This is a genomic window from Microbulbifer sp. A4B17 (assembly GCF_003076275.1).
GTDB lineage: Bacteria > Pseudomonadota > Gammaproteobacteria > Pseudomonadales > Cellvibrionaceae > Microbulbifer.
This window is the reverse complement of the sequence record NZ_CP029064.1, coordinates 4945688-4960259: the sequence shown is the minus strand read 5'-3', so window position 1 is coordinate 4960259 and position 14572 is coordinate 4945688. Positions and strand designations below refer to the sequence as shown.

The following is a 14572-nucleotide window of genomic DNA, read 5'->3' as shown; positions in this document are numbered from 1 at the left end:
CGATGTTAATAGTTATTTCACCGGCGAAAACCCTGGACTATGAAAGTGATATTCCTTCACTGGAAACCACCCAGCCGGACTTTTTGAAAGAATCAGCAGCCCTGATCAAAGAGCTGCGCGAACTGAGCCCGCAGCAGGTTTCCAGCTTGATGAAGATTTCAGATAAGTTGGGAGTCTTAAATTACGATCGCTTCCACACTTGGAAGCGCCCGTTTACCGATAACAATGCGCGCCCCGCCCTGCTCGCCTTTAAAGGTGATGTTTATACCGGATTGGAGGCGGAGACTATGGGTAAGCGGGACTTTGCCTATGCGCAAAAGCACTTACGTATGCTCTCTGGCCTTTATGGTTTGCTGCGCCCATTGGACTTGATGCAACCCTATCGCCTCGAGATGGGCACTAAATTTGAAAATGCCAAGGGTAAGAATCTCTATGAATTTTGGGGAGATAAGATTACCGAAGCATTGAATGCGCAGTTGCAGGGCGTGAAGAGTCGCGAGTTGGTAAACCTGGCATCCAATGAATATTTCAAATCAGTCAAAACCAAGCAGCTCGATGCCCAGGTGATCACTCCGCACTTTAAAGACCTGAAAAATGGTCAGTATAAGATGATCAGTTTCTTCGCTAAGAAAGCCAGAGGCATGATGAGTCGCTGGGCCATTGATCAGAGGGTAAAGAAGTCGGAAGAGCTGAAAGGTTTTGATGTGGCTGGTTATGGCTATAACCAGGAGATGTCCACTGAGTGGGATTGGGTATTTACCCGGGATGAGCCGCAGTGAGTAGTACAGAGTTGCCCGATGCGCCCTCCTGCGGGCGCAATCGAGAGCCGATTCTCCAGCAACTGACTCGCCTGCTGGCTTCAAGTCGTAAAGTGCTTGAGGTTGGCAGTGGTACTGGTCAGCACGCAGTATATTTTGCTCCGCAATTACCGCATCTTGAGTGGCAAACTTCAGAGCGATCGCAACAGCTGGAGGCAGTAAAGTCCTGGCTGGCGGAGATACCCAATAGCAACCTGCCGCAACCGCTGGCGCTCGATGTTGGTGATTCTTGGCCCGAGATTTCGGCTGATGCTATTTTCACTGCAAACACCTTGCATATTATGTCGGCTGAACTGGTGCAAAAGTTCTTTCTGCATAGTGCCGATGTTCTGGAGCCGGAAGGTTTGTTGATCGTTTATGGTCCCGTGAAAATTGCAGGAGAGTTTATTGGCCCTACTAATGCTGATTTTGACATCCAGTTGAAGGAGCATGATCCCAAGCGGGGGATTCGCGATCTCGAATGGCTCGATCAGCTGGCGGAGAGTGCGGGGTTCAGTCGCGCAGAACTAAATTACCTGCCAGCCAATAACCAATTAATGGTCTGGCGCAAAAGTGATAATAAGGAGTAACCATGCCCGAGTGGTTGGAAATAGTGGTAATCGTGGCTTTTGCCATTGGAGCGGTATTCTTTTTTGCCAAATATCGCGAGACAGCGGCGGCACTGCATGAGAGTGAGCGCATGAAAGCCCGTTTGTCGAATGACTTGAATCGCTATCGCGATGTACCCAAGCTGCGCGCTCTGCGTGATGCTCTCATTGGTGTTAAGGCCCTGCCTACCGACGATGAGGGTAACGAGCACCTACTTCTGAGCGATGGTGATTTGCAGCTGCACCATTTGGTTTTGCGCCGGGAAGCAAACGCTCTGGGTAAAGAGGGCACGGCCAGCTATATCAAAGACGGTAAAGAAGTAGAGCTGCAGGAACTGGAGTAATCGAAAGCCGCTTTAATTAGCGGCTTCAGAACTCAACCTGGATACTGGCTTTAGAGCCAGCTTTACTGATGGAAAGTGAAGCGTGAAGAGACTGCCCTGCCCGGGCGTACTTTCTACACTCATTTCTGCATTGTGCCGCAGCAGCACATGCTTAACGATTGCTAGCCCGAGACCGGTGCCGCCTCTATCCCGTGAGCGGCCTGGATCAACCCGATAGAAGCGCTCCGTCAGGCGGGGAATATGGATCGGATCGATACCGATACCGTTGTCTTCTACTGAAAAGTGACCGCCTTTGTCATCCTGCCACCAGCGCAACTGAATCTCACCCTCTTCGGGAGTGTATTTCACCGCATTCAAAACCAGATTGGCGAAAGCACTGTGCAACTCGCCGGGATCTCCATTGAGGTAGCAGCCCCCATCGCACTGGACTTCGATATGATGCTGGCCGCCACTGAAGCTGCGGGCTTCCTGAGCTACCCGTTCAATCAATTCTGGCACTGCTACCGCTATATCCCCGCTCTTGCGCTCAGAAGTCTCCAGTCGGGCCAACAGCAGCAGGTCATTTACTAGCGTGCTCATCCGGGCTGCCTGCTCTTCCATCTGTGCCAGGGGCTTCTTCCAGGGAGGCGGTGCCATATCACTGCTTTGCAGTGTTTCCAGGTAGCCGGCAATTACCGTGAGTGGAGTGCGCAGCTCATGGGAAACATTGGCGACAAAATCCCGGCGCATCTGCTCGAGATTGTGTAAACGGGTGATGTCGCGAACAATGACCAATGCCTCATCTTTACCGTAGCGGGTGACCTCCAGTTGTAACATACGGGCTTCATTGCCGGGCGCGGGCAAAGTGAGAGGTTCCCCATTGTTGTCACCGTGCATATAGCTGACAAAGCCAGGGTCGCGGACAAAGTTGACTAATGACTGGCCAGAGTCACTGGCCTGCAATCCGAGCAGTTCACCGGCAGCGGGGTTCCACCAGGCCAGGTTATCGCCGTCTTCCAGGGCTACAATTCCTTCGCGCAGGGCGCTGGTGCTGTCTTGCACCCGGCGCAACATCACGTGCAGCTTCTGCTTCTCGCGGCGGTGGCGCCGCTGCATCCGGTAAAAGTCGTCGTAGATTTCGCCCCAGATACCGAAGGCGGTGGGGGCTGGGCCGCGTCTGCCGTTTGCCAGCCAGCGGTTGAAACGTTGCTGTTGCCACAGCACTGAGATCAGGTAGCTGGCCAATCCCGCAATCAGGGCGAGAGACCAGCTGCCGGAGGTGACACCGAGAATGGTGCACCCCAGGGCTATAATTACGAAACGCGAGAACTCGCCAATACTGCGATCCAACATAGAGTTGCCGTGTTGCCTGATAGATGGCGGCAGTGGCACAGCCTCTTCCGCCCGCATTCAATACCTCATGGAACCAGGCCCGCAGCCGTTAAGTGCGGAGGTTTGATTCTGCAGGGATCGGTACCGATCCAGAGAGGATTGTCACACTTTTTCTGCGGTTTGCACAGAAAACCGATACCCGGTGCCGCGAACTGTCTGGATATAGCGGTCGTGGCCATCAATGGCCAAGGCTTTGCGCAGGCGACGGATATGGACATCCACGGTGCGCTCCTCCACATAGACATTACCGCCCCAGACGTGATCGAGGAGCTGGGTACGGGTATAGGCGCGCTCCTGATGGGATAGGAAGAAAGTGAGCAGTCGAAATTCTGTTGGTCCCATATCCACCGGCTGTCCCTTGATAGTGACTCGGTGGCTCAGAGGGTCCAAGATCAAAGCGCCAGCGCTGAGGGGCTCCTCCGGCGTTGCCGGGCCCGCGCGGCGCAATACGGCCTTTAGGCGTGCAACCAGCTCCCGGGGGGAGAAAGGCTTGGTGATGTAATCGTCGGCTCCGGTCTCTAAGCCTTTGATTTTATTGTCTTCCTCACCTTTTGCCGTGAGCATGATGATCGGCAGCGAGGTGGTGAGTTCATCGCGCTTGAGACGCCGTGCCAACTCTACCCCGGAGACATCCGGCAGCATCCAGTCGAGCAGCACCAAGTCTGGCTTTTCGTCGATTATCAGGGCGTGAGCTTCCTGGGCGTTCTCTGCCTCGAGGCAGCGGTAATCTGCCATTTCCAGTGCGACCCGCAGCATATCGCGCACTGCGGATTCGTCATCGACAATCAGGATCGTTTTACTATGCATTTGCCTGCCATACCCGCGCTGTTGTCAGGGTTTCCCCAGTTATGGCCGAGGATTAAACGGGATTTATATGACAAATATATGACGCTCCACACCCGGTGCCTACTCAGCCCTCAATTCAGCAGAAAATGCAGCGATATGCCGGCGAAAATGGCAAATCCTACCCAATTATTGTTGATAAAAGCCTGAAAGCAGCCCTCTCGTCCCCTGTCTCGAATAAGCCACTGCTGATAAACGAATAAGCCGCTAACTGGTAATAATGCTAAGTAGTAAAAAATGCCGAGTGAGAACCTTGACCCAATAACTAGCAAGGCTATTAGAACTATAAGTTGTAAAGCTCCAGTTATGACCCGGTCCATTTCTCCGAACAAAATGGCTGTGGACTTTACACCGATCTGAACATCGTCATCGCGATCCACCATCGCATAGAAAGTATCGTAGCAAAGGGTCCAAACCAGATTGGCAGTGTAGAGCAGCCAGGCCTCTGGAGGCACACTTCCCGTAACCGCTGCGAAAGCCATGGGAATTCCAATGCTAAAAGCGGCACCCAGCACCATCTGGGGCAAGTGCGTGTGGCGTTTCGCAAAGGGATAGCCGAATGCCAGTGCCAGGGCTAAAAATGAAAGGAGAACAGTGAGTTTGTTGGTGGTAAGCACCAGCAGAAAGGCGGTGATACTGAGCCCGGCGAAGAGTGCCAATGCAGATTTTGGTGTCAGTGTGCCGGTGGCCAGGGGGCGCCCTGCGGTGCGTTTTACATGGGCGTCAATTTTGCGATCGGCGAAGTCATTCACGGCACAGCCTGCTGCTCGCATCAGAATCACACCGAGAGTAAATACGATAAACAGGTGGAATCCCGGCCACCCTTCAGCGGCCAGCCACAGTGCACACCAAGTGGGCCAGAGCAACAGCAGTGAACCTATAGGCTTATCCATTCGTGCCAGTTGCCAGTAGGGCAGCACAGTGGGCCAGCGTTGAGCGATCTGTTGGCTGATCACAGTGAATCCTCAGTTGCTATGTAATTGACTGCCTCCTGTGGCATGGGGGCACCTGTCGGGTGGAAGTTGGGGAGAAAAGCCTCCGCTACCAAAAGTGGCTTGTCCCGCAGCCAGAATACTGAGCGGCGCCCCCAGACCTCGGGACTTTTACCCCCAAGTTCGCAATACTGGCTCTCCGGGGATTTTTGCAACAGGTTTAGGGTGATTTCCCCTCTGCGAATGCCCGGCTCACTAAACAGCAGCTCTCCCAGTGGGCGGGTATCCAGGCTGCGCAGGTTGCGAGATTTCCCCTGCAGGCTGCGCTCGGGTAAAACACTGCGGGCATACACCCAGGGTTGTCCACAGCCGTAGAGCAAAACTTCCCGAATCAGGGCCCGGTTACCATGGTGCAATCCCAATACGAGGCTTTCTTCACAGCGGGGTGCTTGCCAGCCTTGATAAAGCACCCGAACGTAAAAGTCGCCGCTACTTTGCTGCTTGAGAGCGGCGGTGAGTGATCCAGAATAGGTCAGCCAGGGCACCAGGGGTTTGGGTGGTTGCTGCTGGGTTTCAAGAGGCAAACTCTGCCAATCGCCAGAGGGCACAAATGGTGATTGGTGCAACGATAACTCCGCAGTATGGATAAAGGCCCCATTGTATCCCGGCCGGTGCAGCAGGTCTCTCCCTGTTGCATTTTTGCTCCCCAGCACGGCAATGGATATAGTGCTCACTGCAATGAAAACAACGATTCATAAAGAGAAGCTTGTTATGGGGCTTACGACTAAAATCTTAGTGGGAATGCTTACGGGCATTGCCGTGGGGTGTTTATTTAATTACTTGAATATGAGCCAGCTGTTCGGTGCTGGTGTGAACAGTGCTATTAATCTCTACCTGACCGAAGGTCTGTTCGATGTTATCGGCCGTATCTTTATCGCGTCGCTGAAGTTGATGGTGGTACCTTTGGTCCTGGTCTCGCTGATCAGCGGTGCTTGTGCCCTATCGGAGGGCAGCCGAATTGGGCCGCTGGCGGGTAAAACTGTCCTTCTCTATATGGTGACAACGGCCATCGCCATTACTTTGGCATTGTGTCTGGCATTGATCTTCCAGCCCGGAGTTGGTGTTAATGAGACTGCAGCTGAAGCCGCTTCAACATTTGTGCCGAAGGAGTCCCCACCGCTTTCCGAGGTGCTGGTCAATATATTCCCGACCAACCCTGTAGCCGCTATGGCTGAGGGAAATATGCTGCAGATTATCGTATTTGCTTTGTTGATGGGCTATGCGATTTCCCGTTGCGGTGAGCCGGGCCAGCGTATCGCCGCTTTCTTTAATGACCTCAACTCCGTTGTACTGCGCATGGTTGGTGTATTGATGGTATTTGCCCCCTATGGCGTTTTTGCGCTGCTGGCGAAAACCTTTGCTGACCTTGGGTTTGGAGGTTTGATACAACTCGGAAAGTATTTCCTGGTCGTGCTCTGTGCCCTGCTTCTGCATGCATTGGGTACTTACTCGGTGATTCTGAAGCTGCTGAGTGGGCTCAATCCCTTAGAGCTACTGAAGAAAATGTGGTCGACTATGGTATTCGCCTTCAGTACCGCTTCCTCTGCTGCCACTATCCCGGTGACTTTGTCGACGGTAGAGAAGCGCCTGGGTGTGGATAATAAAATTGCTGCATTCACAGTTCCCCTAGGTGCGACTATCAATATGGATGGCACCGCGATTATGCAGGGTGTGGCTACGGTCTTTATTGCTCAGTTCTTTGGAATTGAGATCGGCCTGACCGGCTTTCTGACGGTGATCCTGACAGCAACTCTGGCGTCTATTGGTACTGCTGGGGTGCCCGGCGTCGGCCTGATTATGTTGGGTATGGTATTGCAGCAGGTGGGTCTGCCGCTTGAGGGGATTGCCATTGTGATTGGCGTTGATCGCCTGCTGGATATGGTGCGTACGGCGGTCAATATTACCGGTGATGCGGTAGTGAGTAGTGTGGTGGCGAAGAGTGAAGGCGCACTGGACGAAGAGACTTACTACGATGCCAATTACAAGAGTGTCAGCATTAACGACAACAACACAGTAGGCGCCCACTAGGGCGCTCTCCTCAGGCCTCGGCGAATCGGGGCTTGTTCTGTAACCAGCGTTTAATCAACTGCTGTCGCATCCCCTCTGTCAATTGAGGGGAAATAGCAATTTTTTGCACTTGCGGCAGCAGCTCAGCATCCCTCTGCAAGTCTGCGATACGGTGCTGGATCTCCCCAGTTTGGCGGGTGCCGAGGATTTCACCGGGACCGCGCAGACGTAAATCCTCCTCCGCAATAGCAAAACCATCACTGTGTTGACGCAGCGCTTGCAAGCGGGCTCGGCCATTCTGCGATAGCGGTGTGCCGTACAACAGCACGCAGTGGCTGGCGATGGAGCCGCGCCCCACCCTGCCGCGCAACTGGTGCAACTGGGCCAGGCCCAGGCGCTCGGGGTTCTCGATAATCATCAGGCTGGCATTGGGCACGTCGACGCCCACTTCAATCACGGTGGTAGCCACCAGTAAATCCACTTCCCCGGCCTTGAAGGCGCTCATCACCTGCTCTTTTTGCTCAGGCTTCAGGCGACCATGCACCAAGGCTACGCGAGCGCCTTCGAGCATTTCGGCGAGCTCTTCGGCGGTGGATTCTGCGGCCTGGGCCTGCAGGCTTTCCGATTCCTCGATAAGAGTGCAAACCCAGTAGGCCTGGCGGCCCTCGGAGATGGCGCTTTGCACCCGCTCCATAACCTGGTCACGCCGATCATTGGCAATGGCAACGGTATTGATGGGTTGGCGTCCCGGGGGCAGCTCATCGATGATTGAGCAATCCAGGTCGGCGAAGGCGGACATCGCGAGGGTGCGGGGAATCGGTGTAGCGGTCATAATCAGCTGGTGGGGTTGCAGCCTGCCGGTAGCTCCACTTGCCGCCCCTTTCTCACGCAGTTCCAGGCGCTGTTGCACACCAAAGCGGTGTTGCTCGTCGATAATCACTAACACCAGGTTGTGGAAAGCCACCTCTTCCTGGAAAAGTGCGTGGGTACCCACCACCAGCTGCGCTTCGCCACTGGCAATCCTGCCCAGCTGCTTGCGCCGTTCGGCGGCTTTTAAACTGCCCGTGAGCTGAGCAACCTCAATTCCAAGGGGGTCTAGCCAATTACAAAAATTGATCCGGTGCTGCTCTGCGAGAATTTCCGTTGGCGCCATTACCGCTACTTGGGCTCCAGCTCCGATGCCCTTTAAAGCGGCCATGGCTGCGACCAGGGTCTTTCCTGCACCCACATCTCCCTGCAATAGACGCATCATTGGGGCTTGCTGCGATAAATCTTCTGCGATTTCCTTGCAAACCCTCTGTTGCGCACCGGTGAGGGAGAATGGCAGACGCGATAGAAAATCCCGCTCTAAAGATTGGTTCGCGCGCAGCGGCGGTGCCGACACCTTGGCGCTATTGCGCCTAATTTCCAGTAGACTGAGGTGGTGGGCGAGTAACTCTTCCAACGCCAGGCGTTGCTGAGCGGGGTGAATACCTGCTGCCAGCTGGTCTAATTGGGTGCCAGCCGGGGGAGAGTGTAAATATAACAGGGCGTCTCTGAGCGGATAACGCAATGCCTTAGGTAATAGTTCCGCCGGCATTAATTCGGTAACCGCGCCATTTTTAAGGAGAACCAATGCCTGCTCCACCAACCCGCGCATACGGGCCTGACTTACCCCCTCAGTAAGGGGGTAGACCGGTGTTAGCGTATCTGCGGTCTCTGCGTTTTCGATACCGACGATCTCTGTTTCCGGGTGGTAAAGCTCCAGGCCGTTGGCTCCGCGACGGGCCTCTCCAAAGCAGCGTATTCGGACCCCTCGGGCAAAACGGCTTTTCTGCGCTGCGGAAAAATGAAAAAAGCGCAGAGTTAAGGTGCCGCTGCCATCCTGTAATCTCACCACCAGGCTTCGACGGCGGCCGAAAACGATATCTGCAGCACTGACCTCCCCCTCGATAACCACATCCATACCGGCGGTGAGGCCGGCAATGGGCACCACCCGGGTGCGGTCCTGGTAGCGCAGGGGTAAGTGGAAAACCAGGTCCTGCAGGGAGTTGATATGGAGTTTGGCCAACACCTGGGCAAACTTATCCCCCACGCCTTTGAGGGTGGTAACGGGCAGCTCGGCCAGGTTGTTATCTACCCCTCGGTCAGGTGACACTGGCTGATAGCCTCTCTCAGTATGTCGATTGCGCGGTGCCGGGGGAAGCTTGCCCGCCAAGCCAGCGCAACGGTACGGCGTGGGCCCGGGGCGGTGAAGGGACGGGTCTCCAACAGGCCGCTGGCATATTGTGATGCGGTGGCGGCTGAGAGTGGCAATACGGTAATCCCAAGCCCTGAAGCCACCATGTGGCGGAGTGTTTCCAGCGAGCTGCCATCTGCAGCTGTGCGTATGCTGCCGCCGCCGGCTTCTTTTTCCATAGTCAGTTGCAGGTGCGGACAAGCCTCAAGTACCTGATCGCGGAAGCAGTGGCCCTCGCCCAGCAGCAGCACATTGTCTTCAGTGAGTTGCTCCGGAGATATAATCTCCTGTTGCGCAAGAGGGTGCCCTGCGGGCATCAGTACGACAAAGGGTTCATCGTAAAGGGGTTGGGTGACAACATCGGGCTCGGTAAAAGGGAGCGCAATAATGATTGCATCCAGCTCACCCTTGCGCAGCCGCTGTCGCAATGTGGCGGTGTATCCTTCCTCAACGTAGAGAGGCATTTCTGGTGCCAGATGTTGTAGCTGGGGAATAAAGTGGGGGAACAGGTAGGGCCCAATAGTAAAGATGGCGCCTACTGACAGGGGGCTTGCCAACTGGTCTTTACCGGCGCTGGCAATATCCTTGATAGCCGCTGATTGCTCCAGGACTAACTGGGCCTGGGCGACAATTCTCTCGCCCAAAGGTGTTGCCTGCACCCGCGTTTTCGAGCGCTCAAACAGGGCAATACCAAGTTCTTTCTCCAGTTTTTTAACCGCAATGGAGAGTGTTGGCTGGCTGACATAACAGCGTTCTGCGGCACGGCCAAAATGCTGTTCCTGGGCAAGGGTGACGATATAGCGCAGTTCATTCAGGGTCATGGTTAAGGCAATTAAATGGCCACTAGTAATAGTAATTATTCATAAATAATTGCTGCTGGCCAATACCCTGTCTCAATCTGTAAGCTGAAAGTGAATATTGGGCAAATTTACTAGTTTTGGGAATTCATGTGGGATTGAGGCGCAAAATTTTGCTATATCTGTAAGGGGCACACTGAAAGGAGGTATGTCATGGGAGTTCTATCCTGGGTCATTCTCGGATTGATTGCTGGCGCCTTGGCAAAGTGGATTATGCCCGGGAGAGATCCTGGTGGTTGGATAGTCACTATGGTGATTGGCATTGTCGGTGCCTTCATTGGAGGGTGGCTCGGCGCTCTGATTGGTTTCGGCGGCCCAGTGACTGGTTTTGGAATTGGCGACATAATAACGGCAACGATTGGTGCGATCATCTTCCTTGCGATCTACCGCATGTTCAAAAGGCGTGGCAATTAGTCAGGCGTTGGGTAGAGTTTTGGCGGCAAATTATAAAAATTTAAATGATGATATTTGCCCGAATGATCACAGCACCTCCATTAGGATTGAATAGCACTGAATCAAGGGAATAAGGTGAGCAGCGGAGATTGCTCACCGGGAACTTTATGACACAACAAGAAAAGCTTTGGATCCTTGGGTGTGGTGACCTCGGAGCGAGATTGGCACTGCATATAGACCGAAAGCAATATGCGGTTTATGGAATGAGGCGCAACCCCCTGGTTGCTCTGGCGAGCAAACGCCGCGCTGATGTAGTGAATTGGCGTAGAGGGGATGCCACCAAGAAAGAGGATATTGAGCGCTTGTTGTCTGTGGGGGCGGATGTCATCCTCGCCACGTTTACTCCCGGTGAACATACTCCAACTGGATACCATCGCGCCTATGTGGAAACTGCCAAGGCAATAGCTGAAGTTGTTCCACGCCTTCCCACCCCACCGCGCTTGGTAATATGGGTCTCCTCTACCCGGGTCTACGGCCAGAGTGGTGACGATTTTATCGATGAGCAGACGCTGCCTCTGCCCAGCGGTTTTCAGGGAGATAGTTTGCTGGCAGCCGAAGAACTCATTCGCAATGCGATTCCAGACAGTTGCATTGTGCGCTTTGCTGGTATTTATGGACCCGGTCGCGATCGTTTGCTGTCGCAAGTTCGCGCTGGCCGCTGTGCCCCACCTCAACCGCCGCAATACAGTAACCGTATTCATGTTGATGATTGCATCGGTTTCTTATTGCACCTGATCGAGAGGCAGAAGCAGGGATGGGGGCCTGAGCCACTTTATATAGGTGCAGATAGTCAACCTGTGCCGATGTACGAGCTACAGCAATGGTTGGTTAAAGCGATGGGCTATACCAGTGCACATCTGCGTGAGATTGTGCAAACCAGTGAGCGTCGTTCGAAAAAACTCAGTAACAAGTTGATGCTGGCCAGTGGCTACGAATTAAAGTATCCGGATTACAAGGTGGGTTACAGCGCTTTGCTGGAATCGGAGGGCTAGATAGCCCTCCTATCAAATTGCCTTCCGCGTAACTCTTTCGCTCAGGTCACCATAATCGCTTCAGCTTCAAAGAGTGCTCCCAGCGGCAATTCCTTGACGGCGACGGTCGCCCTTGCGGGGTAAGGTTCCTCGAAAAACTCTGCCATTACCTCATTTACGGCGGCAAAGTTGCTGCTATCGGTAATGTAGAGGTTGAGTTTCACAATGTGTTGGAGTGATCCGTCTGAGGCCTCGCAGACTGCACTCAGGTTGCGAAAGACCTGGCGGACTTCATCGCTAAAATCCCCTTTAATCATTTGCTGCGTCTCTGGCTCCAGAGCGATTTGCCCCGACAGGTAAACGGTATTATCCACTTTTACTGCCTGGGAATAGGTACCGGCTGCGGCGGGTGCCCGGTCGGTTTTAATAACGGCTCGATTGGGCATCGGGTACTCCATTACTTATCAATATTGTTGGAAAGTAAGACCTATACGGAGCTTCCAAATAGTCCCTTAATATTCTGTGGGCTTTCAGAAGCTGCTTAAATATATCGCGCTTTGTCACCGAATGGCAGTTCCTCTCGGAACTCTCTGGGCTCGTCAGGGGCGGGCAATACGGATAACTGAAGGGAGGTTGCGCAGCCGCTTCATGACCCGCGCCAAATGCACTCGACCGCTGACCTCCAGGGTCAGTGAGATCACGCTGTTGTGCGCGTCCTTTTCATCCACATTGATTTGCTCAATACTGGCCCCCTCTTCGGTAATACGAGTGGCCAGGCGGGCAATAATTCCTCTCTCTGACTCGACTTCAACTCGCACATCACCGAGGAATTCTCCCGTTACGTCCGGCGACCAGTTCACCAGCATGATGTTTTCCGGGTGTTCGCGAAAATCACCGGTATTACGACAGGTGTCGCGGTGTACCACCACGCCTTTGCCGGAGCTGATATGGCCGATAATGGTATCCCCGGGAATGGGGCGGCAACAGCGGGCAAAACTGATCATCATGCCCTCTTGGGCATCGATCGTTAAAGGAGAAGAGATATTGCTGGCTTCGGTCTCTTCGCTGGTGACTGGTGCGAGTAATTTAGCTGCAGAGAAGGCCACTTTGCTACCCATACCAATCTCTTCCAGCAGCTTGTCTAAAGTAGCGCACTTGGCCTCTTTGAGGCCCGCTTCCAATTGCTCTGGTGTCAGGGCATCGAGACTGGTGTCGAACTTGCTGAGCGCTTTTTCCAGCAGGCGCCGGCCCAGGGTGATTGAATCATGATGGCGCTGGTGCTTGAGGAAGTGACGGATGGCACTGCGCGCTTTGGCGGTTACTACGAAATTGAGCCAGTTGGGGTTTGGCTGCGCAGTTTTACGGGTAAGAATCTCGACCTTTTGCCCGCTCTCCAGCGGTTGGGACAAGGGGGCCAGGCGCTGGTTGATACGCACGGCAACGCAGGAGTTGCCGATATCTGTATGTACGGAATAGGCGAAATCCACGGCGGTAGCACCGGCGGGCAGATCGACAATCTGCCCTTTGGGGGTGAAGACGTAAACTTCATCCGGGAACAGGTCAATTTTTACGTTTTCAATAAACTCCAGTGAGTCGCCGGCGCGCTGCTGCATCTCCAGCAGTCCCTGGACCCAGCGCCGTGCACGCACCTGGCTGGTGCCACCGGTATTGATCACCTCATCGCCGGAGGCCTTGTACAGCCAGTGAGCGGCAATGCCACTGTTGGCCATTTCATCCATTTCCTTGGTGCGGACCTGAACTTCAATAGGCACTCCGTGCATTCCCAGCAGTACTGTGTGCAGTGACTGATAACCATTGGATTTGGGAATGGCGACGTAATCTTTAAACTCGGAGATTACCGGCTTATAAAGGCTGTGCATAACGCCGAGAACCCGGTAACAGGTATCCACGCTGTCCACAATAATGCGGAAAGCGTAGACGTCCATTATTTCCTTGAAGGATTTTTTCTTGGCGCGCATCTTTTGATAGATGCTATACAGGTGTTTTTCCCGACCGATCACCAGGGAGCTGATGCCCTCCCTTTGTAAGCGCAACTCTATGGCATTCTGGATTTGTTCCAGCAGCTCTTTGCGGTTGCCGCGGGCTGCGACCAGCGCGGCGCGTAAACGGCTGGCGCGCAACGGGTAGATGGCAAAAAAAGCGCGATCTTCAAACTCGATACGAACGTCGTTCATACCCAGCCGGTGGGCGATGGGTGCGTAGATCTCCAGTGTCTCGCGAGCGATACGGGCGCGCTTCTGTGGTTTTAGTGCGCCAAGGGTACGCATATTGTGCAGGCGGTCGGCCAGCTTGACCAAAATAACGCGGATATCGCGGGCCATGGCCAGCGCCATCTTTTGGAAGTTTTCCGCCTGCTTTTCTGCGGGGCTGTCGGTTTCAAACTGGGTCAGTTTGGAAACCCCATCGACCAGGTCAGCAACCTCTCCACCAAACTGCTCGGCCAGGGCTGCCTTGGGGATACCGGTATCCTCAATAACATCGTGCAGCATGGCAGCAGCCAAACTCTCGTGGTCCATATGCATACCCGCGAGAATGGTGGCAACTGCCAGCGGGTGAGTGACATAGGGCTCGCCGGAACGGCGCTGCTGACCATCGTGAGCCTGCTCCGCGTAAAAATAGGCGCGGCGGACTATTTGGATCTGGTCGTGGGGGAGGTATGAGGAGAGGCGGTGGGCCAGACTATCTATGGTGTGCAATGCCGCGCGCGCCTCTCGTAAAACTCAAAAAATACTCAGTTATCGATCCGATTAGATTTGCTGATCTGTCAGGTAGCTGGGGGCCGCCATGGGCGCAGGTGCCTCTTCGCGCTCCGGCTCGTCGAGGATAGCGGTATCCACCAGGCCCTCTTCGATTTCGCGCAGGGCAATTACAGTGGGTTTATCGTTTTCTTCGGGAACCAGAGGGTCCCTGCCGCCTGTAGCGATCTGGCGGGCGCGCTTGCTGCCGACGATAACGAGCTCGAAGCGGTTGTCCACATGCTCAAGGCAATCTTCAACGGTAATACGTGCCATAAACTTTCGTTTCCATTTGCTGTGCCCGAAGGCAAATTCTGTACAGGGGACCGGCTATTTTACCGCACCGGGAAATGTA

General features: G+C 54.2%; 15 protein-coding genes. 6 read left to right on the top strand and 9 right to left on the bottom strand.

Annotated features, from left to right (window positions below; genetic code table 11):
* Positions 1–2: 2 nt before the first annotated feature.
* From yaaA to BTJ40_RS21745, 3 genes are read left to right on the top strand one after another with little or no spacing between them, the layout of a single operon-like run.
* Positions 3–779 carry a peroxide stress protein YaaA gene (gene yaaA / locus BTJ40_RS21755; protein WP_108735047.1) on the top strand — a complete coding sequence of 259 codons (777 nt, stop codon included), beginning with the start codon at positions 3–5 and terminating at the stop codon, positions 777–779.
* Positions 776–1387, top strand: coding sequence for a DUF938 domain-containing protein (locus BTJ40_RS21750; RefSeq protein ID WP_108735046.1), 612 nt, complete (start codon positions 776–778; stop codon positions 1385–1387). Before yaaA ends, BTJ40_RS21750 begins: the two co-directional genes overlap by 4 nt.
* Before the next feature lie 2 nt (positions 1388–1389).
* Positions 1390–1749, top strand: coding sequence for a hypothetical protein (locus BTJ40_RS21745; protein WP_108735045.1), 360 nt, complete (start codon positions 1390–1392; stop codon positions 1747–1749).
* 12 nt (positions 1750–1761) lie between these two features.
* Here the strand turns inward: BTJ40_RS21745 and phoR are convergent, their stop codons facing one another.
* The 4 genes from phoR to BTJ40_RS21725 form a co-directional block, all read right to left on the bottom strand.
* Positions 1762–3138: a phosphate regulon sensor histidine kinase PhoR gene (gene phoR / locus BTJ40_RS21740; protein ID WP_238152090.1), complete on the bottom strand. Its 1377-nt coding sequence runs from the start codon at positions 3136–3138 to the stop codon at positions 1762–1764.
* 84 nt (positions 3139–3222) lie between these two features.
* A complete protein-coding gene (gene phoB, locus BTJ40_RS21735; protein WP_108735044.1) occupies positions 3223–3927 on the bottom strand; it encodes a phosphate regulon transcriptional regulator PhoB in 705 nt (234 codons plus the stop codon).
* Positions 3928–4037: 110 nt separating this feature from the next.
* A complete protein-coding gene (ubiA, locus tag BTJ40_RS21730; RefSeq protein WP_108735043.1) occupies positions 4038–4919 on the bottom strand; it encodes a 4-hydroxybenzoate octaprenyltransferase in 882 nt (293 codons plus the stop codon).
* On the bottom strand, positions 4916–5629 hold the full coding sequence (locus BTJ40_RS21725) for a chorismate lyase (RefSeq protein ID WP_238152089.1): 714 nt from the start codon (positions 5627–5629) through the stop codon (positions 4916–4918). Before BTJ40_RS21725 ends, ubiA begins: the two co-directional genes overlap by 4 nt.
* A 37-nt stretch (positions 5630–5666) precedes the next feature.
* On the opposite strand from BTJ40_RS21725, the gene BTJ40_RS21720 reads away from it, so the two are divergent.
* A complete protein-coding gene (locus BTJ40_RS21720) occupies positions 5667–6983 on the top strand; it encodes a dicarboxylate/amino acid:cation symporter (RefSeq protein WP_108735042.1) in 1317 nt (438 codons plus the stop codon).
* Positions 6984–6993: 10 nt separating this feature from the next.
* On the opposite strand, the gene recG is transcribed toward BTJ40_RS21720, so the two are convergent.
* Both recG and BTJ40_RS21710 read right to left on the bottom strand, forming a co-directional pair.
* Positions 6994–9099, bottom strand: coding sequence for an ATP-dependent DNA helicase RecG (gene recG, locus BTJ40_RS21715; protein ID WP_108735041.1), 2106 nt, complete (start codon positions 9097–9099; stop codon positions 6994–6996).
* On the bottom strand, positions 9078–10001 hold the full coding sequence (locus tag BTJ40_RS21710) for a hydrogen peroxide-inducible genes activator (protein ID WP_108735040.1): 924 nt from the start codon (positions 9999–10001) through the stop codon (positions 9078–9080). Before BTJ40_RS21710 ends, recG begins: the two co-directional genes overlap by 22 nt.
* A 189-nt stretch (positions 10002–10190) precedes the next feature.
* Here BTJ40_RS21710 and BTJ40_RS21705 point away from each other — a divergent pair, with 189 nt between their 5' ends.
* Complete coding sequence (locus tag BTJ40_RS21705; protein ID WP_108735039.1) at positions 10191–10451, top strand: GlsB/YeaQ/YmgE family stress response membrane protein; 261 nt, start codon at positions 10191–10193, stop codon at positions 10449–10451.
* A gap of 146 nt (positions 10452–10597) precedes the next feature.
* Positions 10598–11482, top strand: a complete 885-nt coding sequence (locus BTJ40_RS21700; RefSeq protein WP_108735038.1) for a sugar nucleotide-binding protein — start codon at positions 10598–10600, stop codon at positions 11480–11482.
* Positions 11483–11523: 41 nt separating this feature from the next.
* On the opposite strand, the gene BTJ40_RS21695 is transcribed toward BTJ40_RS21700, so the two are convergent.
* The 3 genes from BTJ40_RS21695 to rpoZ all read right to left on the bottom strand — a co-directional run bounded on the left by BTJ40_RS21695 (position 11524) and on the right by rpoZ (position 14493).
* On the bottom strand, positions 11524–11907 hold the full coding sequence (locus tag BTJ40_RS21695; protein WP_108735037.1) for a Rid family detoxifying hydrolase: 384 nt from the start codon (positions 11905–11907) through the stop codon (positions 11524–11526).
* A gap of 153 nt (positions 11908–12060) precedes the next feature.
* Positions 12061–14178: a bifunctional GTP diphosphokinase/guanosine-3',5'-bis pyrophosphate 3'-pyrophosphohydrolase gene (gene spoT, locus BTJ40_RS21690; RefSeq protein WP_108735036.1), complete on the bottom strand. Its 2118-nt coding sequence runs from the start codon at positions 14176–14178 to the stop codon at positions 12061–12063.
* Positions 14179–14229: 51 nt separating this feature from the next.
* Positions 14230–14493 carry a DNA-directed RNA polymerase subunit omega gene (gene rpoZ, locus BTJ40_RS21685; protein ID WP_108735035.1) on the bottom strand — a complete coding sequence of 88 codons (264 nt, stop codon included), beginning with the start codon at positions 14491–14493 and terminating at the stop codon, positions 14230–14232.
* Positions 14494–14572: the final 79 nt, after the last annotated feature.